Source organism: Archangium gephyra (genome assembly GCF_042230915.1).
GTDB classification, from domain to species: Bacteria; Myxococcota; Myxococcia; order Myxococcales; family Myxococcaceae; genus Archangium; species Archangium gephyra_B.
In genome coordinates this window covers 1,159,697-1,180,582 of the sequence record NZ_CP102578.1, presented here as the reverse complement: position 1 = coordinate 1,180,582, position 20,886 = coordinate 1,159,697, and the positions used below count along the sequence as shown (strand labels likewise).

Genomic DNA, 20,886 nt, shown 5'->3' with positions numbered 1-20,886 from the left:
TCATGAAGACGTGGCTCACGGCCGCGCTGTGCGTGCTGACCCTCGGCTCGACCGCGGCGCTGGCCGAGGTCGACTCGTTCGGAGTGGGCTCAGGGCGCAATCTGGCGCTCGCGGTGTCGGCGGCGGATACCGTCATCAACAGCTATGCCCCGGTGACGGCCTCACTGGCCGTGGGCAGCACCTCCATCCCCCTCGGAGCGTGTACCGGCTCCCCCACCTGCTTCGCCGCCGACGACCTGGTGCTGGTGTACCAGACGGCGGGCCTCGACACGCCGCCCACCCCGGACCTCAGCACCCGTCCGGAGGGGCGCTGGGAGTTCGCGCGGGTGGCCTCGGTGACGACGACGGCGCTGGAGCTCACGGCCCCCCTCGTCCGGGCGTACGCGGCGAACGTGACCCAGGTCATCCGGGTGCCCGAGTACACCGACGTCACCATCACCGCGGCCGGCGTCATCACGGCCCCGGCCTGGAATGGAAGCACGGGGGGCATCGTCGCGTTCCTGGCCAATGGCACGGTGAACAACAACGGGCTGATCACCGCCAGCGCCCTCGGGTTTCGCGGGGGCCAGTACGCCAGTGACCCCACCGCGGCGACGGGCTGCACGGGAGCGGAGCAGCCCGCGCCCTCGGGCGCGCAGAAGGGCGAGGGCATCGTCAATACGCGTTACGGCACCACTCAGACCGGGCGCGGCAACGTGGCCAATGGCGCGGGCGGCGGTATCTGCTTCAAGTCGGGCGGTGGCGGCGGTGGCCATGGTGGGGTGGGTGGCCAGGGAGGGCGCTCGGCTGCTGCGACCGACGGAGGGCGGGACGTGGGGGGGCTCGGCGGCGCGGCGCTCACCTACCCTCTCTTGACTCAACTGACGTTCGGCGGTGGTGGCGGGGCCGGTCATGGCTCCGGGGCCACGGGCGTGCCGGGAGGGCGTGGAGGTGGCGCCATCTTCATCCGGGCCAGTCAGCTCACGGGGTCGGGCGTCATCACCGCCGCGGGTGGCTCGGCCGGTGCCTCGACCTCGGATGGAGGCAGTGGCGGTGGCGCGGGTGGTGCCCTCTACCTGCGCTTCGTCAGGACGGCCGACTGCGCCGCGCTCTCCGTCACGGGCGGCATCGGCGGCAACGTCAGCACCCTCCGGGTGGGCCCGGGCGGTGGCGGTGGCGGTGGGCGGGTGCTGTTCCAGGCCGAGGGCGGCACCTGCCCCATCAGCGCGAATGGCGCGACGGCCGGCGTCCAGTTGGAGTCGTCGGAGCCGTCCTACGGAGCCCAGCCGGGCCAGGGCGTCGATCCCACCGTGCTGCCGGGCGGCTTCGTCGTGCCGGAGGTCCCCACGATCGTCACACCGCGCAATGGCAGTGTCACCAGCAACCGCCGTCCCCCCATCACCGGCGAGGCCCTGCCCGCGGGGGTCGAGGTCATCCTCTACATCGACGGCATCGAGGCCGGCCGGGTGACGTCCGACGCCAGCGGCCACTACACCTTCACCCCACTCACGGACCTCTCCGACGGGGAGCACACGGTGCAGGCCGTCTCGGAGGTGCTGGCAGTGCGCGGTGTCCGGAGCGCGATCAACACCTTCACCGTGGACACCGTGTTGCCAGACACCAGCATCGTCTCCGGCCCGTCGGGCTTCACCCAGGAGACCACCGCGACGTTCGAGTTCAGCTCGACGGAGCCGGGCGTCACCTACGAGTGCAGCCTGAATGGCGCGGACTTCAGCGCGTGCCCGGCCCCCGCCACGTTCAGCGGGCTCGCCGAGGGGGGGTACACCCTGCAGGTGCGCGCCCGTGATGCGGCGGGCAACGTGGACGAGACCCCGGCCACGCGGAGCTTCCGCGTCACCGGAGCGGACCTCGCCCTGCTGGGCAGTGGCTGCTCGGCCACGGGGGGAGACGCCGCGCTGGTGCTGATGAGCCTGGGCACGTTCGTCACGCTGGCCCGCCGCCGGCGCCGGGGCTGATCCCCATCAGTGCGATACTCCCTCTCCCCCCGGGAGAGGGTTGGGGTGAGGGTATCCGAGCCTGTTCTTCCAACCCGTGGCCCTCAGTGTGGACAGGGTGTTCAACCCAAGGCCCTGGCACCCTCACCCCGTCCCTCTCCCGAAGGGAGAGGGGAAATCTTCGCGGACTTACCGGAAGGGGATTAGCCGCCCCAGCGCTTCGTCGTCATGGCGAGCGGCTGGCCGGTCTCGAGCAGCGACTTGAGGCTCGAGAGGATGGCCGGCCAGCCCTGCGAGATGCCCTTCATCGTCTCGCCGCCCTCGACGAGCTCATCGTGCATCACCGTCAGGCGCACGCTGCCCATGAAGGGCTCGAGGAGGAAGGTGACCTTCGAGGGCGGCTCCGCGCCGGGGCGGCCCTCGGGCCAGCCCCAGGTGAGGACGAGCTTCTTGGGCGGCTCGGCCTCGAGCACCTGGCCGGTCAGGTGCACCTCGTTGGTCTCATAGTCCTGGTGCGACCACCGGGAGCCGGCCTTCCAGTCGGAGACGTTCTTGTGCATGCCCCAGAACTGCTTCGTCAGCTCGGGGTCCTGCAGGGCGGCCCAGACCTTCTCCGGCGTCGTCTGGATGTACGTGACGTAGACGAACTGCGGCTTACGGGTCGTCATCTTCTTCCAGCCCTCTCTTGAGCTCGTGCAGCGCGCGCAGGCGCTGACGCTCGAACTTCCCGATCCACCGCTCGTAGATGTCGTGCAGCGGCACGGGATTCAGGTAGTGCAGCTTCTCTCGGCCCCGCCACACGACGGTGACGAGGTTGGCTTCCTCGAGCACGGTCAGGTGCTTGGTGACCGCCTGGCGCGACATCTCCAGGTGCTCGCAGAGCTCGCCGAGCGTCCGCCCGTTCTCCTGGTGCAACAGATCCAGGAGCCGCCGGCGGCTCGGGTCGGCGAGCGCCTTGAACACGAGATCCATGCTCATCTCCCCAGACAATATGCAACCGGCGGGTTGCATGTCAAGGAAAGGGGCCGCGGCGCCGCCCGCAAGGAGGGGAGACGGCGCGCCCGCTATTCCAGCGCGGCCGTGCAGCGAATCGGACCTCCGGATAGCGCGGGGCGCTCGCGCGAACGTCTACCCGTCAGCGGCGCCTCACCCGAGTGCTGCCTTTCCAGCCTCCTCCGCGGATTGGTAGGGCAGCTCCAGGATGAACGTGGCGCCCTTTCCAGGCCCGTCGCTGTGCGCCTGCAGGGAGCCGCCCAGCTCCTGGGCCGCCAGCGCGCTGGAGTGCAGACCGAAGCCGTGCCCCTCCGAGCGGGTGGTGAAGCCGTAGCGGAAGATGCGCGTGAGCAGCTCGGGAGGGATGCCCACGCCGCTGTCACGGACCTCGATGCGCACGCGGTCGGTGCCCGCGCGCTCGAGCGTCACGCACAGGCGCCGCTGCTCCACGGGAATGTCATCCATGGCGTACTTGGCGTTGCTGATGAGGTTGACCAGGATCATCAGCACCTTGTGCTTGTCGGTGAGCATCGGCGGGAAGAGGGCCAGGTGCCGCTCCTCCTTCACATGGTGGCGGATGAGCGCGGCCGAGTTGATGCGCAGGGCGTCGGCCACCAGGCCCGCGAGGGACACGGGCTCGTTGATCCGGGGCGGGCGCGCGTGGGTCTGCTGCACCTTGACGATGTCGCCGATGTGCTCGGTGTACCGGCCCACGTCGTCGAGCAGGAGCAGCAACCCCTTGCGCTCGTCGACCAGGTTCTGTCCCAGCTGGCTCAGGAAGGGCATCAGGTTGCGCCCGCGCGTGTCCTCGGTGAGGTAGGTGGCCAGGTCTCCCTGGCGCTCGGAGAGCAGGCCCGCCACGCGGCCCACCTGCTCCAGCCGCAGCTGGCTCAACCGCTCCCGGGCCACCTGCGCCGCGGTGTAGACGCTGTTGAGCACATTGCCCACGTTGTGCAGCACGTTGGTGGCGATCTCCGCCATGCCCGCCTGCCGGGCCGTCTGCACCAGTTGCTGGTGCACCTCCTTCAACTCCCGGGTGCGCTCCTCGACCCGCTGCTCCAGCCTCTCGTTGGCCTCGCGCAGCTGCTCCTCGCGCTGATGGACCTTGTCGGACATCGTCCGGAAGGCGCCCGCCAGCTGCCCCAGCTCGTCCTGGCGCGAGGTGTCCAGGCCCACCTGGAAGTCACCGGCCGACACGCGGTGGGCGGCCTGGGTGAGGTCCAGCAGCGGCTGGGAGATCTCCTGCCGGAGCACCCAGTACATGATGGCCAGCTCCAGCAGCAGCGACGCGAGGCCGAAGAGCAGCACATAGCGCGCCGCCTGGAAGGCCGCCGCGGACACCACGCTCTGGGGCAGCACGGTGACGAAGTTCCACTCCGGCCCCCGCAGCCGGGCCACGGCGAGGTACTCACCCGACTCGGTGAGCTCCAGGATGACGTCGCCGGGCTGGCGGTTCTTCAGCCGCTCGAAGAGGGGGCGCAGGTGGGCCTGCCGCTCCTCGGAGGACAGCCGCGCGGGCACCTCCGTCCCCGCCTCGGCCGGGGGGCCCAGGATGTTGTAGGGCACGGTGGCGCCCTCCAGCACCAGCTCGGGATGGGCGATGAGCTGGCCGTCGTCGCGCACGAGCAGGTTGTAGGCGTTGGGCGGGTGGTCCTCGATGGAGCGCTCCATCAGCTCATCGAGCAGGACGTCATGGTGGAACGACGCGACATGGTGGCCGTCCAGGTCCAGCGGGGTGGCGACCGTGACCATCCAGCTGCGCGAGGTGGGATCCAGGAAGGCGCCGCTCCAGACCGTGCGCCGCTGGGGGTTCTGCGCGGCGAGGCTCATGGCGTAGTACTCGTACTCCAGGGACGGGTAGTCCGCCGGGATCTCCAGGCTCCAGTCGGGGCGCCCGGGCCACCACTCGATGACGGGGCCTTCGGCCAGGGTGATGTAGGTGTTGATGAAGCGGGTCTCGAAGGCGGGCCCGTACTGAGCCACCACGTCGTACGCGGCCAGGATGCGGCGGCGCAGCCCGGTGTCGAGCGACACGCCCCGGGGGACGAAGAGACCCACCATCCGTGTGCCGTCGAAAGACCCGGAGCGGGAGCGGAACGAGCCGTCGGGCAGCTGCGTGAACAGGCTGTCGAAGCGGGGGTTCGGATCCAGCTGGCTCCACGCCTGGATGCGCTCCTCCAGGACCTTCTTGAGGAGGGTGTGGTTGTCCTCGGCCAGGAGGAAGATGGCCTGCTCGCGCTGGCTGCGCTCGGTCACATGGCGCTCCAGCTGCTCGAGGGCCTCGCCGCGCAGGAGCTGGTTCAGGTGGAGGTAGCTGAAGAAGGTGGCCAGCGCGATGACGATGGCGATGCGCACGCCCATCTTGAAGAGCGTGGCCCGGGCGAGGGACGGAGAGGCGGCGGAGAACGGAAACGGCATGGAAAAGGGGCCTCGGCGGTGGACCCCCCCAACACCGGGCAGCCGCGTTTTCTGACGAGGGCAGCGCGCGGAGGCTCGCCCCCACGTGGGGCAAACATCCGTGCGGGCCGCCCCTCCTCCCCCTGAGCAGCGGCGCGTGGCTCAATCCCAGGAGAGCGCGTAGCGCGTCTCGGCGGGCCCCACCTGCCAGCCCTTCACCTTCAGGTTGGCGGCTCCCGCGGCCTGGAAGACCTCCAGGAACACCCCTTCGAAGTAGGGGTAGGGCACGACATTGCCGTGGATGGACAGCAGGCAGTGCCTGACGCCCGTCCACGTCACCGAGCCCCTTCCATGCTCCCAACCCGTTCGGTAGGCGGTGGGCAGACCGTCGGCCAGCAGCTTCAGGTTCCTTCCGGCCACCAACAGCATCGTCCTGCCCACCGAGTTCCGCAGAAACTCCTTCGCCGTCCATCGCCCGAGCCGCCGCAGGGCCTCCTCGAAGCTTCCGGCGGAGTCCATCAGGGCCCACGCGACGTGGTAGAGCAACCGCAGCAGGTCGGTCATCGGGTACTTGAAGAAGGCCGTGGCCGCCGCCAGTCCGCCCGCCTCGGTCCAGCGCCTCAGCGCCTCGTCATTCCCATGAAGACGAAGCTGCTCCAGGGCGCAGTTGAAGAAATAGCCCCGCACGGTGTCGCCGGGAGGGATCAGCGACAACCGCAACTCCAGCGCCTGCGGTGAGCCCAGGTCCGCGGCATCCTGATTCGAGGCCATGTCCGTTGACTACCATGGCTCCCCCGCCCCGCCCCCCTCCCTTCCCTACCGTGTACACGGCACGACGGAACACTGGCCCCACATCCCGCGCCCGGCGCGCCGGGCCGAGGACTCGAGCGCCTCGAACTCCGAGCGCCGCGATTTGCCCGCCGGAGACACGTAGAGGACGCAGGCATAGCCGCCCTCCGCGAGCAGGGTATTCACCTCGCGCCCGTCCACCGTCACGTACGCGAGCAGACGCCCGTAGCGGTCGGTACACGCCTCGCCATACTCCAGCCGCACATGACGCCCCTCGACGAGCGAGCGGTTGAAGTCCCGGGCCTCGGCGCCGAAACACTCGTGCTTGCCGCCCGTGCTCTCCGGCGTGTCCACGAGCAGGTAGCGCACGCGCTCGCCGCTCTGCAGCACGAGGGTGTCCCCATCCACGACCCTCGACACCACGCCGGCCCCCGGGCCACAGGCGGACTCCGAGCCGCACGCGCACAGCACGACGAGCCCCAGTCCGAGCACTACGCACAATACCCGCCAGCCATGGCTCAGGTGCATGGACGGTTCTCCGCGCCAGGGGTACCCCAGTCTCCCAGGCCGAAGCGGAAGTCCTTGGGCGTCTGACAGAAGCTGTCCGGCGCATCGTTGCGCGTGGCGTCCTTGCGCGCCGGGTCGAGCTGTCTGGAGACCCCTGGAGTCGCGGCGCTCGTCCAGGCCACCTCGTCGAGCAACGTCTCGTCCAGGGACAACCGGAGCGCATGCGGCTCCTGGCTGTTGCTCAGGCCGAACGCGAACGTCCCCAGCACCGCGGGCAGCTCCCCGTTGAGCGTGGCATCGGTGCTCCGCGCGAGCACGCCATGAGTGCCCGCCTTCAATTCCAGACAGCGCGACTCGCCGAGCAGGGCCCGGCCACTCCCCTCGTTCGCGAGCGTCACGCCATTGAGGTCCACGTCGCGCAGGGCATACACCTCCACCCACTCGCCCTGCGCATCCGCCACGGCTTTTGGATCGGCCATGACCTCGGTGATGACCAGGTCTCCCGGGCGCGGGCGAGACAGGCTCCGGATCGTCCCCGTGCGTGAAGACAGACACGAGCCCGCGGGCACGCCTCCATCTGCGGACCCACCGCCATCCGCGCAGGCAGGGTTGGCGGCACCGGGGCTCGCCCTCATACCACCGTCCGGAGCGGAAGGAGGCGCATCACACCAGCGGCTCGGGTCATCGTTGTCGACCGCATCCGGGATGAGCCGCCCGTCGTAGATGCGTGCCACGCCGGAGCGGAGGGGGCCGGTGTAGCGCACCTCATCGACGACGACGTCTCCACAGCGCAGGCCGACGAGCCCGCCCGAGTTGCCCAATGAGCCCAGGATGTCGCTGTACGAGTGATTCACATGGGCGGGCAATGCGTCGGAGCGCACGTCCCCGAGCACCACGTAACCCCGCGCCTCCACCGGCACGGACTCCTCGAAGAGGTAGGCCCGCTCCTGCGAACCATCCGGACGCGCCACGTAGAGCAGCAGCCCGCGCAGGTCCACCGCCGAGCGTCCGGGGTTGTGGAGCTCCATCCACTCCTGCCCGGTGTCCGTCCCCTCCGGGTCCGGCAGGAGCTCGGTGAGCACGACGTCTCCGGGCCTCCACCCTTCACAGGCGGGCGCCACGGCACCGGGGGAAAGGTCACAGGCGCCACACACGAGCACCAGGGCCACGGAAATACAGGGAAGGGGAACGGCTCTGTCCAAGGTCGGCTCCATCTAGAAACGGCTCTCCAACTCCAGCCGGAAGAGGTGTTGCGGAAGCTCGGGAGGCGAGCGCGCGCCCACGGGTGACTTCAGGTCCAGCGCGAACTCGTACCGCGCGCGCATGCCCAGCGCGGGGAGGGCGGCCCAGGTCACCTCCAGCGAGGTGCGCACCGTCTGCGTGAGGCGGGTGTTCTCCGAGAGGTCCTCGTCCTGCCAGCTCGCGCGTCCGTGCAGGCGCAGCGAGGGCAGGGGCCGCACGAGCAGCTCCAACGAGGCCCGGCCGTCCTGCTGGAAGCTGCTGGGGCGCTGACGGCTGCCCACCAGCGTGTGCTGGTACTGCGCGGCCACCATCAGGCCCTCGGTGGGCTCGAGCCGCACACGGCCCACGAGGCGGTACTGCTCACCGGCGCAGTCGGCGTCCCCCTCGAAACACAGTCCGGGCCCGTTCCGTCCGAGGTCCTTGTTGCGATGCTCCACCCACACCGAGGGCTGAAGCTCCGGCACGCCCACGTAGTCCACCCGGACGGAGGTGCCCAGGTGGAGGGTGCCAGAGGCCTCGCTCCCGGGAGGCTGCGTCCACGCGTCCACCTTGCCCGTCATGCGCCACGCGCCGTCCTCCGTCTGGTGGAGGTAGCGCAGCCGGGCGCCCAGCTCGTTGCTCGCGCGCAGGCCCTCGGACTCGTCGGGGCCGGAGACGGCGCGGCTGTAGGGGTTGTCGAAGCCGCGCCCGTAGTAGCGCAGCGTCAGCTCCAGCTCCCGCCTCCGGTCGCCGAGCACGCTGCGCTGGACGGCGCCAAAGCCTCCCCCCGCGCCCGAGAAGCTCCGCGCGCCCTCGAGGAAGAGGTCCACGGGCCCAGCGCCCCACGAAGCGTCGGCGCCCACCGCGCCATAGCCCCCGCCCGCGGGGTAACGGGAGTGCGGCTGGACGTCGAGCACCACGCCCTTCACCGCCCATACCGGCCAGGCGCCCCACCCCGTCAGCCCCACACGGGTCCGCGGCGAGAGTCCCACGGAGGCATGGCCCCCGCCGGCCAGCTCGTGGAAGACGTCCGGCAGGGTGCGCGAGACGAAGCGTACGACTCCCGGTTGCAGCGTCCCGGGGAGCACGGCGAACACGTCCGGCGTCCTACGCGTCCGCGTGTCGAGCAGCTCGTACTGCGAGAGGTCGCGCGACTGGTGCGAGCCGAAGCCCGTGAAGGCGAGCGCCACGCCCTCCACCTGCCCCCGCACGGTACCGGCGACGCCGCGAAAGCCCTCCGTCCAGCCGAAGTCCGGGGTGACGCGTCCCGGGGGCTCCTCCACCGGACAGGCGCCCGTCCCCGTCAGCATGCAGCGCCGCTCGGGGGCGCCGGGCGGGTGGAAGCCCTCGTCGGGCACGAAGCCATCCGGTGCCGGGCGGCCCGTGGTGTCCAGGGTGAGCCGCTGCCCGAAGCCCAGCCGGTACGTGCCCAGCAGCACCGAGGCGTGCTCGCCCTCCCAGCGCACGTGGAGCTTCGGCAGCCGGGGCGTCACGCCGGGAAACCCCGCCATCAGCGCGCGGCGGCGCGGCAGGTAGCGCACGGTGTCCAGGCGGCGCCGGGTGAGCGAGGCCACGGCTCCGCCCTTCAAGCCCAGCGGTCCCTCGGCCTGGGCGTGCAGCAGCACCGGGGGTACCAGCGCATCCGCCACCCCATACGCCGTCAGCAGGCGCAGGCGTCCGGAGAAGTCCTTCGTCCCCCGCGCCTCCCTGGCGAGAAAGGGCCGCACCTCACGCCACTGCTCCGCGGTGAGCACCCCAGCTTCCACGAGGGCCTCCGGCGCGAAGGCCCCCTCCACCCGCTCCCGGTACGCGAGCAGTGCATCCACCTGCGCCCAGGTGAGGCCCGGCAGCGCGTACAGCGCCTCGCGCGAGGCCGTGCGCACATCCACCCCGGTGCGCAGCAACTCCCGCAGCGTCTCGAAGTCCTCCTCGGCGAGCAGCCCGTCCTCCCACAGCGCGCGGAGGTCCGCCTCGTCGGAGATGGAGAGCCCGGCCGTGGACGGCTCGGCGTGCGCCCCCCAGGCGGCGAGGAGCATCCAGGTCGTCAGCAGGGCGGGCAGGCAGGCGGCTTTCACGCGGCCGGCGCACTGCACGAAGGAGACCAACGAGGACACCTCGGGGAGCCCACCTCCGAGGTGTCCCGGGCCGGGAATGCCCATCCAGCCCCCGGACCCGGAACGGCGCCTGCCCACACTGGCGGCGTCGTGGTTCCATCTCCGAGAGGGTTGGCCGGGAGCGCCGGGCCATCTATCGTTCCCTCCGGCCTTTCACCGGCGCCCCACCCCCATGGGTCACGTGCACATCATCCGAGACTTCGACTCCCCCCAGGAGGGCTTCACCCGCACCGTGCGCATCTACACGCCGGACGGGTACGACCTGGCCCCCCACCACCGTTTCCCCGTCCTCTACATGCACGACGGGCAGAACGTCTTCGCCCACCACGAGTCCGCCGTCTTCGACACGTGGTGTGCCAACCTCGCCCTGGAGCAGATGGTCGGCGAGGGCCGCACGGAGCCGTGGATCATCGTGGGCATCGACTCGGGGCCCGGGCGGCTGGAGGAGTACTCGCCCTGGGACGAGTCGCGCGCCAGGGTGAGCGCCCGGGGCCAGTCCTACGCCCGCTTCATCGTCGAGACGCTCAAGCCCTACGTGGATGAGACCTACCGCACGCGCCAGGGCTCCGAGTGGACGGCCGTCATGGGCTCGTCGCTGGGCGGGCTGATGTCGCTGTACCTCGGCTGGAGGTACCCCGAGGTGTTCGGCCGCATCGGCGCGCTGTCGCCCTCGGTGATGTGGAGCGAGTACAGGCTCTTCCAGCACTGGAAGGCCCACAGCCGGCGCTGGTCGCGCATCTACCTGGACGCCGGGACGGAGGAGTGGATCGAGCCCGCGGGCGTGCCGCTGCCCTATGGCGAGGCCACGCGCGACTTCTACGAGCACCTCAAGCAGCTGGGGTACGCGGACCACGAGCTGGCACTGGTGCTGGAGCCTGGCGGGCTGCACCACGAGACGGCCTGGCAGCGGCGCCTGCCGCTGGCGATGAACTGGCTGCTGGGGTGACGAGGCCCGGGTGAGACCCCGCGAGGTCAGGCTCGAGGACCGACGGGTCTTCGTCCAGGTGGTGGAAGGCCTGCTGCGCCACGGAGTGGGAGAGCGGGTGACGCCACGGCTGCGCGAGCGGTTGCGGCAGGTGGGGTTGGATCTGGACCGGCCGCTGCTGCCGGCCTACCCGGTGACGCAGTGGATGCACTGCCTGCACATCATCCTGGAGGAGGTGTACCCGGGCCTGCCGCGCGAGGAGGGCTTCCGCCAGTTGGCGGCGCACCACGTGGAGGGCTACGGGCAGACGCTGGTGGGGCGGGCGATGATGCGGCTGTTGCGGCTGCTGGGGCCCAAGCGCACGGTGCAGCAGATGGTGCAGGCGCTGCGCGCCGGGGACAACTACACCGAGGTGCGGCTCAAGGAGCTGGGGCCCGGCCGCTGGGAGATGTGGATGAACTCGGTGCTGGACGCGCCGGGTTATGCCGAGGCGCTCTTCGTGAGCTTCCTGAGGGCGAGCGGCGCGGCGGAGCCCCACGCGGCCATCGTGCGCCGGGACGAGGAGGGCACGGTGTACCTCCTCGGCTGGAAGGAACGCTGAGGCGTCCGCCGAGGCGTCAGACGGTGGCCTGGATGAGCCGCACGGACTCCTGCATGGCGGGGAGGCTCTCGTGGCGGGTGAGGTACATCTCGGTGCCCATGGCGTTGTGGTAGACGGCGGGCAGTTCGCGGTGCAGCAGGAGCGCGTCGCCGAGCTTCGCCACCAGCTCCGCGTGGGTGTAGCGGTAGCGCCGGGAGGCGCGCCGGGCGACGTGGCACACGTGGTATTTGGGCGTGTAGCGGAAGTCGCGCAGGTCATCCCCGGTGAGGACGCGGGCCCAGAGGCGGTAGACGTCCATGTCACAGGTGTAGTTCATCTGGTCCGTCATGAAGCCGCCGGGCGGACGCAGGTTGGCCTCGAGGGCGACGTAGCTGCCATCGGAGAGGCGGAAGAACTCGAGGTGGAACCAGCGCTCGCGCAGGCCGAGCGCGGCCACGGCGCGCTGTCCGAGCGCCTCGAGGGCGGGAGGAATCTCCTTGAGGCTCCAGAAGGAGATGTCGCGCTGCTCGAGCACCACTTCCATGACGCCATCGCTGTACTCGTGGCTGAGGCGGAAGATGATCTTCCCGTCGCGGTCCACGAGGCCGTCGTAGGTGACGATGGCGCCGCGCACGAAGGCCTGGGCGACGTAGTGGGAGAGGGGCTCCTGGAGGGCGGCGTCGACCTCGGCATCGGAGGAGACCTTGAAGGTGCGGGCGGCGCCGACGCCGACGTCGGGCTTGAGGACGAGCGGGTAGCCGACGCTCCTGGCGAAGGCCTTCACGCCGGCGGCGTCCTTGACGGGGATGCAGCTGGGGTGGGCGACGCCAGCCTTCTTGAAGACATCGTGCATGCCCATCTTGGTGCGCATGCGGGCGATGTCGGCGGGGAGGAGGCCGGGGACGTGGAAGTCCTCGCGGAGGCGGGACTCGACCTCGAGCCAGGTCTCGTTGAGCGAGTCGATGCGATCGATGCGGCCGTGGCGCCAGGTGAGGTAGCCGGTGGCGCGCAGGAGGGCGTCGTAGTCGTTGAGGCTGGGGGTGAAGAAGTACTCGGAGAGGGACTCGCGCAGCTCGGGGCGGAGGGAGTCGTAGGGGGTGTCGCCGATGCCCAGGACGTTGACGCCGCGCTCGCGCAGGGCGGTGACGAAGTGGAAGAACTGCTGAGGGAAGTGGGGCGAGATGAAGACGACGTTCATGGGACGGGCTCGGGCGCGGCTCGGCATGGCACCATAGCGCGACCCGGGGCGCCGCCCACTTCCCGGTCGGACCCGGGGTGAAAACCGCCCCACCCTCTGCCCACCCCCTCCCCACACTCCCCTCTCCCTTCGGGAGAGGATCCCCCGTCGTTCAAAGGGGGGGCAAGCCCCCGGGGTGAGGGTGCCACGGGCCCGGGGTTGGGCCCGTGTCCCCCCCGCTTCGCTCAGCTCTTGGTGAGCGGGCGGTAGCGGATGCGGTGCGGCTCGAGCGCCTCGGGGCCCAGACGCTTCTTCTTGTCGGCCTCGTAGTCCTCGAAGTTGCCCTCGAAGAAGAACGCGCGGCTGTCTCCCTCGAACGCCAGGATGTGCGTGGCGATGCGGTCCAGGAACCAGCGGTCGTGGCTGATGACCACCGCGCAGCCCGCGAAGCTCAGCAGCGCGTCCTCCAGGCTCCGCAGCGTCTCCACGTCCAGGTCGTTGGTGGGCTCGTCCAGCAGCAGCAGGTTGCCGCCACTCTTGAGCATCTTCGCCAGGTGCACCCGGTTGCGCTCGCCGCCCGACAGGTCCTTCACCCGCTTCTGCTGGTCCTGTCCCTTGAACGCGAAGCCCGCCAGGTACGCGCGGCTCGGCATCTGCCCCGCGCGGCCCAGGTCGATGTAGTCCAGCCCGCCGCTCACTTCCTCGAAGACGCTCTTGTCGCCGTTGAGCGCGTCGCGGCTCTGGTCCACGTACGCCATCTTCACGGCCTCGCCGATGCGCAGCTCGCCCGCGTCCGGCTTCTCCACGCCCGTGAGCATCCGGAAGAGCGTCGTCTTGCCCGCGCCGTTGGGCCCAATCACGCCCACGATGCCGCCCGGCGGCAGCCGGAAGTTCAGGTCGTCGATGAGCAGCCGGTCCCCGAAGGCCTTGCGCAGCCCCTTGGCCTCCACCACCAGCCCGCGCAGCGGCGGCCCGGGCGGAATCGTCACCTCGCCCGTCGCGTCGCGCTTCTCCTGCGTCTGGTTGAGCAGATCCTCGTACGCCGCGATACGCGCCTTGCTCTTGGCCTGACGCGCCTTGGGCGAGGCGCGCACCCACTCCAGCTCGCGCTTGAGCGTCTTCTGCCGCGCGCTCTCCGACTTCTCCTCCAGCTCCAGCCGCTTCTGCTTCTGCTCCAGCCAGCTCGAGTAGTTGCCCTTCCAGGGCACGCCCTCGCCGCGGTCCAGCTCCAGGATCCACTCGGCCGCGTTGTCCAGGAAGTAGCGGTCGTGCGTGATGCAGACGATGGTGCCCTTGTACTCCTTGAGGGCCTGCTCCAGCCACGCCACGCTCTCGGCGTCCAGGTGGTTGGTGGGCTCGTCCAGCAGCAGCAGGTCCGGCTTCTCCAGCAGAATCCGGCACAGCGCCACGCGGCGCTTCTCACCACCGGACAGCTTCGTCACGTCCGCGTCCCCCGGCGGCAGACGCAGCGCGTCCATGGCCATCTCCAGGGTCCGGTCCAGCTCCCAGCCGTTGCACGCGTCGATGGCATCCTGCAGCCGGCCCTGTTCGGCCAGCAGCTTCTCCATCTGCGCGTCGTCCATCGGCTCGGCGAACCTGGCGCTCACCTCGTTGAAGCGGTCCAGCAGCGTGCGGATGGGCTTGAGGCCCAGCTCCACGTTGCCCTTCACGTCCAGCGAGGGCTCGAGCTGCGGCTCCTGCGCCAGGTAGCCCACGCGCGCGCTCGGGTCCGGCTTGGCGGTGCCGAAGAACTCCGTGTCCACGCCCGCCATGATGCGCAGCAGCGTCGACTTACCGGAGCCGTTGGGACCGATGACGCCAATCTTCGCGCCCGGGAAGAAGGACAGGTAGATCCCCTTGAGGATGTCCTTACCGCCCTTGACCTTGCGCAGGTCCTGCATGGTGAAGATGAAATTCTGGGCCATCGTGCTCTTTCTGCCTCCGACTCGGTGACGTGGACGGTGGCGGATACCAAGGAGCCGCGGCGGGCTCAAGGCGCACGGCCGCTCGCTCGCGATTCAGGACACATGTTTCCCGGGTTCCGCCCCGCTTCGGACCCAGAACAGCCCGGGCCGCTCCCCGCGTCCGCCCTCTCGCGCTCCCCTGCCCTCCAACCGGCACGCCCCGCCCGGCGGCCCGCCCCGCTACCCGCCAGCGGGGCCACTGCGCAGCAGCCGCAGGTGGAGCGAGCGGGCCAGGAAGAAGGCGAAGTCCGCGTCCCCGAAGCGCAGCAGGTCCCCATCCTGCACGAGGTGCTCCCGCTTCGGCTCCACGGGGTGGCCGTTGAGGAAGGTGCCGTTGGTGGACCCCAGGTCCTTCACCCGGCAGGTGGAGACCTGCCCGTGCCAGCGCAGCTCCGCGTGTTGTTTGGACACCGACGGATCATTGATGACCAGCTCGCAGCTGGGCAGCCGCCCCACGGAGAGCACGTCCTGGGTGCCCAGCGGCGGCAGCGTGGCCACCTGGAGCAGGTCGAAGTTGAGCAGCATCGACACCTGCACGGCCTCCAGGCTCCCCATGCCGTGGCCCAGTGCCGTGCGCTGGGCCCCCAGCCGCAGCGCCATCTGCTCCACCACCGGCTTGGGCGGCTTCTGCACCAGCGCGAACGGGCCAATCTGCCGGCAGAAAACCGGCTCCGACAGGCGCCCCGCCAGCGTCCTCAGCTCCTTCACTGTCAGCATTCAGCCTCATTGTAACGCGGTCGGGCCTTCCCGCGAGCCGTGGTGGTGGTAAAGGCGTCCCCACCATGTCCTCCACTCCCGCGCTCGAGCTCCGCGGCCTCACCAAGAACTACGGCGGCAAGCTCCCGGCTCTCACCGACGTCAACCTCACCATCCGTCCCGGGGAGATCTTCGCGCTGCTCGGCCCCAACGGCGCCGGCAAGACGACGCTCATCGGCTCCGTCTGCGGGCTGGTGAAGAAGACGAGCGGGAAGATCCTCGTCTTCGGGCACGACCTGGACGACGACCCGGTGCGCCCGCGCTACGAGGTGGGCCTGGTGCCGCAGGAGATCAACTTCGATCCCTTCTTCTCGGTGTCCGAGTCGCTCTACATCCAGCAGGGCTACTACGGGCAGAAGCGGGACGAGGCGCGGGTGAAGGAGGTGCTCACCGCGCTCAACCTGCAGAACAAGGCGGACTCGCTCACGCGCGCGCTGTCGGGCGGCATGAAGCGCCGGCTGCTCATCGCCAAGGCACTGGTGCACAAGCCGCGGCTCGTCTTCCTGGACGAGCCCACCGCGGGCGTGGACGTGGAGCTGCGCCGGGACTTGTGGACGTACGTGCGCAAGCTGGCCGACGCGGGCACCACCATCGTCCTCACCACGCACTACCTGGAGGAGGCCGAGGAGCTGGCCGACCGCGTGGGCATCATCAACGAGGGCAAGCTGCTGCTGGTGGAGGAGAAGAAGGCGCTGCTGCGCCGGCTGGGCGAGAAGCGCCTCATCGTCACCTTCACCGAGCCCGTCACCGTCCCGCTGCCCGAGGCCGTGCGCAAGGCGGGCGCCACGCTCTCCGCCGACGGCCGCACCCTCACCTATCCCGAGCGCGAGGGCTGCGCGCCCGGGGGTGACATCCTGCGCACCCTCTACACGACCCAGGGCTTCCCGGTGGGGGGCGTGGAGACGCGCCACTCGCGCCTGGAGGACATCCTCATCGACATCCTGCGCGGCAAGCCCACCGCCGCCGCTGGCGCCTCCTGAGCGCCCCACCCGACTGCACACGACGACGACACCATGAACACGATTGGGATGAAGTCCCTGCTGGCCAAGGAGGTCCGCCGCTTCATGCGCGTGCCGGGCCAGACGGTCCTCTCACCGCTCATCAGCACCTCGCTCTACTTCCTCGTCTTCGGCTACTCGCTCTCCGGCCGCGTGCACGAGGTGGAGGGCGTGCCCTACCTGCAGTTCATCGTCCCGGGCCTCGTCTTCATGGGCCTGGCCAACAACGCCTTCCTCAACAGCAGCTCCTCGCTCTTCATCACCAAGATTCAGGGCACGGTGGTGGACCTGCTGGTGGCGCCGCTGGGGCCGCTGGAGCTGATGGCCGGCTTCATCGGCGGAGCCATGGTGCGCGGGCTGATGGTGGGCGGGCTCACCTGGCTGGTGGCCTCCTTCTTCACCGGCTTCCACCTGGAGCACGCGCCCGCCACGCTCCTCTTCCTGCTGCTGTCCTCCTATACCTTCAGCGTGCTGGGGATTCTGGCCGCCGTGTGGGCCGAGAAGTTCGAGCAGATCAACTTCTTCCCCACCTTCGTGATGCTTCCGCTCACCTTCCTGGGGGGCATCTTCTACTCGGTGCACGAGCTGCCCTCGCCCTGGAACCACATCAGCCTCTTCAACCCCATGGTCTACATGGTAGAGGGGCTGCGCTACGGGATGCTGGGCATCAGCGGCTTCGCGCCCCTCCTGGGCCTGGGCATCCTGGTGCTTGTTGCCCTGGTGGCTACAGGCCTGGCGTGGGCCGCGTTACGCTCTGGTTACAAACTGAAAGCCTGAGTGGCCAGGGCACGGTTGCCTGCCTGCCCTCCGTGCCCTGCGGCGCACTGTCACGACCGTGACATTCGCTGATTCTCAGAAGCCGGGTTATTGTGTTGCGTCATGGCCGTCCCCTTCGGCAAGTACCAGTTACTGCGCAAGATTGCCTCCGGCGGGATGGGTCAGGTGTTCCTGGCGCTCGAGCGGGGCGCGGGTCTGGAGAGACTCGTCGTTCTCAAGCTCATCCTGCCGCACCTGGCCGAGGATGAGGACTTCCTCACGATGTTCCTGGAGGAAGCCCGGCTGGTGGCCCGGCTGGGGCACCCCAACCTCATCACCATCCTGGAGTTGTCGGAGATCGGCGGCCGGCAGTGCCTGGCCATGGAGTACGTGCAAGGCGACGACGTGCGCCGGCTGGAGAAGTACGCGCGCTCGCAGGGCAAGCCGCTGCCGGTGGGGCTGGTGCTGCGCATCATCGCGGAGGCGGCCGCGGGGCTGCACTACGCGCACCAGGCGCGCAATCCCCAGGGCCAGCCGCTGCAGCTGGTGCACCGGGACGTGTCGCCGCAGAACATCCTGGTGGGCTTCGACGGAGGCGTGAAGGTCATCGACTTCGGCGTGGCCAAGGCGGCGGGCAGCGCGTCGCACACGGCCACCGGGGTGCTCAAGGGCAAGTACCCGTACATGTCGCCGGAGCAGGCCAATGGCCAGCCGGTGGATGGACGCAGCGACTTGTTCGCCCTGGGCGTGGTGCTGTGGGAGATGCTGACGGGCCGGCGCCTGTTCAAGGGCGAGTCGGACCTGATGACGCTGCGGCTGGTGCGCGACTGCCAGGTGCCGGTGCCCTCGCAGCTCAACCCGAAGCTGCCGCCGGGCGTGGACGAGCTGGTGCTCAAGGCGCTGGCGCCCACGCCGGAGGGGCGCTTCCCGGACTGCGGAGCCTTCCGGCTGGCCATCGAGGACTACATCCTCCAGTACCGGCTGCCGGCCAGCAACGCGCACCTGGCCGCGTACCTGAGGGACCTGTACGCCGATCGCATCGCGCGCGAGGCCGACCCCGCCAACCTGGATCAGCTCGCCGAGGACGCGGACCTGGACTCGAAGTCCAACCCGTCGCGCAGCAGTGTGCGCTCGCTCTCGCAGCAGCCCGGACAGCGGGCCGCCACTCCCGCGGGGACGGGGACGCCAGTCGTCCCGCCGCCCCGTCCGCTGACGAAGAGCAGCGGCCCGCACACGCTGTCCCTGCCTCCGGCTCCCGAGCCTCAGCGGCGCTTTCCCCGGGTGGCGGTGGCGGCGAGCGTGGGCGTGTTGCTCCTCTGCGCGGGGGCGGCGCTCGTCATGCTGCGCCAGCAGCCGGCCGGGTCCCCGCAGGTGACGGAGCCCCCCGCGGCGGTGCAGGGCCAGACGGGGACGGCCCAGACGGGGACGGCCCAGGCCGGGCCTCCCGAGCGGGTGGAGCCGCAGAAGGTGAATCTGAAGGTGCTCTCGGAGCCGGCGGGCGCGCTGGTGGAGGTGGACGGGAAGCAGTACGGCCCGACGCCGATGGACCTGCCGCTGCCGGACGCGCGACCCGTGCGGCTGGCGCTGAAGCTGGATGGCTACGAGACCCAGGAGCACCAGGTGTCCGCCGGAAACGCGCCCGAGTTCTCGGTGAAGCTCACGCCCAAGTCCACGGTGCAGAAGCCGCCGCGCCGCAACCCCTCGCTCGACATCAAGATGGGGCGCTGAGGACGCGGGACGGGTGAGGTATGGAGGAGGTCGCATGAACGACTCCTCCGTCGCGACCGCCGCCCTCCTCGCCGCCCTCGCCCTGCTCGCCGGGTGTACGGGGGCCACGTCGAGCGTCAGAACGCTCCCGGCCCCGGACGTGCGCACCGTGGACCCGCTCTTCGCCGCCTATGCGAGCCCGGACGGCCCTGGCGCCAGCGTCGTCGTGATTCACGAGGGCCGGGCCGTGCTCAGCCGCGCCTACGGCCTGGCGGAGCTCCCCGAGCGCACGCCCGCCACGACGGGGACCCACTACCGGCTGGCCTCGCTCTCCAAGCAGTTCACAGCCATGGCCATCATGCGGCTCGCCGAGGAGGGCAAGCTCCGCTACGACGACCGCGTGGCCGACGTGCTCCCCGGCTTCCCCGCCCATGCGAGCGAGGTCCGCATCCGCCACCTGCTCAATCACACCTCGGGCATCTGGGACTACGAGGCCTTCGTCCCGGACACCCAGACGGTGCAGGTGAAGGACCGTGACGTGCTCGCGCTGCTCTCGCGCGCCGAGCGCACGTACTTCCCGCCCGGGACGGCGGTGCGCTACAGCAACTCCGGCTACGCGGTGCTCGCCCTCATCGTGGAGCAGGTCAGCGGAATGCCCTTCGCCCGCTTCCTGCACGAGCGCGTCTTCACCCCGGCGGGTATGCACTCGACGGTCGCGCACGAGCAGGGCATCTCCACGGTGCCCCAGCGCGCGTACGGCTACGTGGCAGACGCGAATGGCTTCCGCCCCCGGGACCAGAGCCCCACCAGCGCCGTGCTGGGAGATGGCGGCATCTACTCGTCCGTGGAGGAGCTGGTGGCGTGGGACAAGGCGCTGGACACGCACGCGCTCGTCAGCGAGGCCACGCAGCGGCTCGCATGGACGGCGCCGGCCCTGCCGGAGGGCAGCGCCTCGCACTATGGCTTCGGCTGGTTCATCGACGACGACGGAGGACGGCCGCGCCTGTCGCACCACGGCGAGACGTCGGGCTTCACCAACGCCATCGTGAAGTATCCGGAGCAGCGGCTCACGGTCATCGTCCTGACGAATCGCGCGGGCGGAGAGCCCTGGAGGCTCGCGCAGCGGGTCGCGGACCTCTGGCTCGGAGCGCCCGGGGTGATTCCCTGGCCCTTCGAGACCTTTCCCAACGCGCGCTAGACTGGAGATGACATGTGCCCTTCGCTCCGCTCCCGTTCGCTGCTCGCATGCCTGCTGCTGCTGGCGGGCCTCGCTTGCGGCAGGAAAAGGCAGCCCTCCGAGGAGTACACGCAGGCCTATCTCGCCTTCGGCAGGCTGACCGCCGCGAAGTTGGATCAGGCCTATGTGGACCCGGAGATGAGCGCCATCGAGGCGCAGCTGCGCCGGGTGCCCGAGCAGAGCATGGATGCGGAGGCAGCGGCCCAGCTCCTCGCGCGCATCGCCCAGGAGCGCAAGCGCGTGCAACGCGAGCAGGAGGCACTGCGGTCCAAGGTAGCGGCCAACCTCGCCGCGCCCCTGCGGATGAAGGAGGGCACCGAGGAGGCCAAGGCGGGCCCTCGCGAGCCCCCGCCATTCAACGGCCGCATCGAGACGGTGGGCGTGGACTCGCTGCGGGAGCGGACGCGCGCGGGGAACAAGGCCACGCTCGTCTTCGTCTACGCCTCGTGGTGCCCGAGCTGCCGGAAGACGTTTCCCGTCGTGAACCAGGTGGCGCTCAACTACCAGGAGCGCGGCCTGGAGGTGGTGGGCCTGTCGATCGACGAGAACCCGACCGACCTCGTGCGCTACCTGGAACGGTCACGCCCCGTGTTCCCGGCCCTGCGCGCCGCGCCCTACCCTCCCGGGAGCCTCAAGCGCGCGGTGAGTGACATCGGCGGGACGTACCCGGACAGCATTCCCTATCTCGCCCTGCTCGATGGCCAGGGACAGCTGGTGGCACAGTCCCCCGGCAACCTCAACCGCAGCGCGCTCGCGGCCCACATCGAGCAGGTCCTGCGCTGAGGCGAAGGTGTGCCGCTGGGCACATGCGCCGACCCGTGCCCATATCCC

18 protein-coding genes are annotated in these 20,886 nt (G+C 70.2%); 8 read left to right on the top strand and 10 right to left on the bottom strand.

The features are described from left to right. The first annotated feature begins 2 nt into the window (after positions 1-2). A complete protein-coding gene (locus NR798_RS04900) occupies positions 3-1,955 on the top strand; it encodes an Ig-like domain-containing protein (RefSeq protein ID WP_375770241.1) in 1,953 nt (650 codons plus the stop codon). A 182-nt stretch (positions 1,956-2,137) separates the two neighbouring features. Here the strand turns inward: NR798_RS04900 and NR798_RS04895 are convergent, their stop codons facing one another. From NR798_RS04895 to NR798_RS04865, 7 genes are all read right to left on the bottom strand, one after another. After that, a complete protein-coding gene (locus NR798_RS04895; RefSeq protein ID WP_375770240.1) occupies positions 2,138-2,602 on the bottom strand; it encodes an SRPBCC family protein in 465 nt (154 codons plus the stop codon). Beyond that, a complete protein-coding gene (locus NR798_RS04890; protein WP_375770239.1) occupies positions 2,589-2,906 on the bottom strand; it encodes an ArsR/SmtB family transcription factor in 318 nt (105 codons plus the stop codon). The genes NR798_RS04895 and NR798_RS04890 overlap by 14 nt, the downstream gene beginning before the upstream one ends. Before the next feature lie 174 nt (positions 2,907-3,080). Next, on the bottom strand, positions 3,081-5,345 hold the full coding sequence (locus tag NR798_RS04885) for an ATP-binding protein (protein ID WP_375770238.1): 2,265 nt from the start codon (positions 5,343-5,345) through the stop codon (positions 3,081-3,083). A 141-nt stretch (positions 5,346-5,486) separates the two neighbouring features. Continuing rightward, entirely contained in the window at positions 5,487-6,095 is a 609-nt protein-coding gene (locus NR798_RS04880; RefSeq protein ID WP_375770237.1) for a TIGR02265 family protein, read from the bottom strand. 45 nt (positions 6,096-6,140) lie between these two features. Continuing rightward, a complete protein-coding gene (locus tag NR798_RS04875; protein ID WP_375770236.1) occupies positions 6,141-6,641 on the bottom strand; it encodes a thermonuclease family protein in 501 nt (166 codons plus the stop codon). After that, a complete protein-coding gene (locus NR798_RS04870) occupies positions 6,632-7,702 on the bottom strand; it encodes a hypothetical protein (RefSeq protein ID WP_375770235.1) in 1,071 nt (356 codons plus the stop codon). The genes NR798_RS04875 and NR798_RS04870 overlap by 10 nt, the downstream gene beginning before the upstream one ends. A 132-nt stretch (positions 7,703-7,834) precedes the next feature. Further along, positions 7,835-9,955, bottom strand: a complete 2,121-nt coding sequence (locus NR798_RS04865) for a hypothetical protein (RefSeq protein ID WP_375770234.1) — start codon at positions 9,953-9,955, stop codon at positions 7,835-7,837. A gap of 172 nt (positions 9,956-10,127) precedes the next feature. Here NR798_RS04865 and NR798_RS04860 point away from each other — a divergent pair, with 172 nt between their 5' ends. Then, positions 10,128-10,901, top strand: a complete 774-nt coding sequence (locus NR798_RS04860; protein ID WP_375770233.1) for an alpha/beta hydrolase — start codon at positions 10,128-10,130, stop codon at positions 10,899-10,901. A gap of 10 nt (positions 10,902-10,911) precedes the next feature. Then, entirely contained in the window at positions 10,912-11,481 is a 570-nt protein-coding gene (locus NR798_RS04855) for a DUF2378 family protein (RefSeq protein ID WP_375770232.1), read from the top strand. 16 nt (positions 11,482-11,497) lie between these two features. Here NR798_RS04855 and NR798_RS04850 read toward each other — a convergent pair whose 3' ends face one another. The 3 genes from NR798_RS04850 to NR798_RS04840 all read right to left on the bottom strand — a co-directional run bounded on the left by NR798_RS04850 (position 11,498) and on the right by NR798_RS04840 (position 15,318). After that, positions 11,498-12,658, bottom strand: coding sequence for an acetyl-CoA carboxylase biotin carboxylase subunit family protein (locus NR798_RS04850; RefSeq protein WP_375770231.1), 1,161 nt, complete (start codon positions 12,656-12,658; stop codon positions 11,498-11,500). Between the two features lie 224 nt (positions 12,659-12,882). Further along, a complete protein-coding gene (ettA, locus tag NR798_RS04845) occupies positions 12,883-14,562 on the bottom strand; it encodes an energy-dependent translational throttle protein EttA (protein ID WP_375770230.1) in 1,680 nt (559 codons plus the stop codon). Positions 14,563-14,781: 219 nt separating this feature from the next. Beyond that, positions 14,782-15,318 carry an FHA domain-containing protein gene (locus tag NR798_RS04840; protein ID WP_375770229.1) on the bottom strand — a complete coding sequence of 179 codons (537 nt, stop codon included), beginning with the start codon at positions 15,316-15,318 and terminating at the stop codon, positions 14,782-14,784. 65 nt (positions 15,319-15,383) lie between these two features. On the opposite strand from NR798_RS04840, the gene NR798_RS04835 reads away from it, so the two are divergent. The 5 genes from NR798_RS04835 (at position 15,384) to NR798_RS04815 (ending at position 20,838) form a co-directional block, all read left to right on the top strand. Continuing rightward, positions 15,384-16,337: an ABC transporter ATP-binding protein gene (locus NR798_RS04835; protein WP_375770228.1), complete on the top strand. Its 954-nt coding sequence runs from the start codon at positions 15,384-15,386 to the stop codon at positions 16,335-16,337. Positions 16,338-16,370: 33 nt separating this feature from the next. Then, positions 16,371-17,132, top strand: a complete 762-nt coding sequence (locus tag NR798_RS04830) for an ABC transporter permease (protein WP_375770227.1) — start codon at positions 16,371-16,373, stop codon at positions 17,130-17,132. 102 nt (positions 17,133-17,234) lie between these two features. Further along, the gene (locus NR798_RS04825; protein WP_375770226.1) at positions 17,235-18,839 is read left to right on the top strand and encodes a serine/threonine protein kinase; all 1,605 of its coding nucleotides are present in this window, start codon (positions 17,235-17,237) and stop codon (positions 18,837-18,839) included. 34 nt (positions 18,840-18,873) lie between these two features. Next, positions 18,874-20,016, top strand: coding sequence for a serine hydrolase domain-containing protein (locus NR798_RS04820; protein WP_375770225.1), 1,143 nt, complete (start codon positions 18,874-18,876; stop codon positions 20,014-20,016). A gap of 12 nt (positions 20,017-20,028) precedes the next feature. Next, positions 20,029-20,838 carry a TlpA family protein disulfide reductase gene (locus NR798_RS04815; protein WP_375770224.1) on the top strand — a complete coding sequence of 270 codons (810 nt, stop codon included), beginning with the start codon at positions 20,029-20,031 and terminating at the stop codon, positions 20,836-20,838. The last annotated feature ends 48 nt before the right edge of the window (positions 20,839-20,886 follow it).

Bases quoted from the DNA above. Each gene is read 5' to 3' on its own strand.
- NR798_RS04840 (WP_375770229.1), bottom strand. From the start codon at position 15,318: ATGCTGACAGTGAAGGAGCTGAGGACGCTGGCGGGGCGCCTGTCGGAG.
- NR798_RS04900 (WP_375770241.1), top strand. From the start codon at position 3: ATGAAGACGTGGCTCACGGCCGCGCTGTGCGTGCTGACCCTCGGCTCG.
- NR798_RS04885 (WP_375770238.1), bottom strand. From the start codon at position 5,345: ATGCCGTTTCCGTTCTCCGCCGCCTCTCCGTCCCTCGCCCGGGCCACG.
- NR798_RS04815 (WP_375770224.1), top strand. From the start codon at position 20,029: ATGTGCCCTTCGCTCCGCTCCCGTTCGCTGCTCGCATGCCTGCTGCTG.
- NR798_RS04890 (WP_375770239.1), bottom strand. From the start codon at position 2,906: ATGGATCTCGTGTTCAAGGCGCTCGCCGACCCGAGCCGCCGGCGGCTC.
- NR798_RS04825 (WP_375770226.1), top strand. From the start codon at position 17,235: ATGGCCGTCCCCTTCGGCAAGTACCAGTTACTGCGCAAGATTGCCTCC.
- NR798_RS04895 (WP_375770240.1), bottom strand. From the start codon at position 2,602: ATGACGACCCGTAAGCCGCAGTTCGTCTACGTCACGTACATCCAGACG.
- NR798_RS04820 (WP_375770225.1), top strand. From the start codon at position 18,874: ATGAACGACTCCTCCGTCGCGACCGCCGCCCTCCTCGCCGCCCTCGCC.
- NR798_RS04835 (WP_375770228.1), top strand. From the start codon at position 15,384: ATGTCCTCCACTCCCGCGCTCGAGCTCCGCGGCCTCACCAAGAACTAC.
- NR798_RS04850 (WP_375770231.1), bottom strand. From the start codon at position 12,658: ATGAACGTCGTCTTCATCTCGCCCCACTTCCCTCAGCAGTTCTTCCAC.
- NR798_RS04830 (WP_375770227.1), top strand. From the start codon at position 16,371: ATGAACACGATTGGGATGAAGTCCCTGCTGGCCAAGGAGGTCCGCCGC.
- ettA (WP_375770230.1), bottom strand. From the start codon at position 14,562: ATGGCCCAGAATTTCATCTTCACCATGCAGGACCTGCGCAAGGTCAAG.
- NR798_RS04875 (WP_375770236.1), bottom strand. From the start codon at position 6,641: ATGCACCTGAGCCATGGCTGGCGGGTATTGTGCGTAGTGCTCGGACTG.
- NR798_RS04860 (WP_375770233.1), top strand. From the start codon at position 10,128: ATGGGTCACGTGCACATCATCCGAGACTTCGACTCCCCCCAGGAGGGC.
- NR798_RS04880 (WP_375770237.1), bottom strand. From the start codon at position 6,095: ATGGCCTCGAATCAGGATGCCGCGGACCTGGGCTCACCGCAGGCGCTG.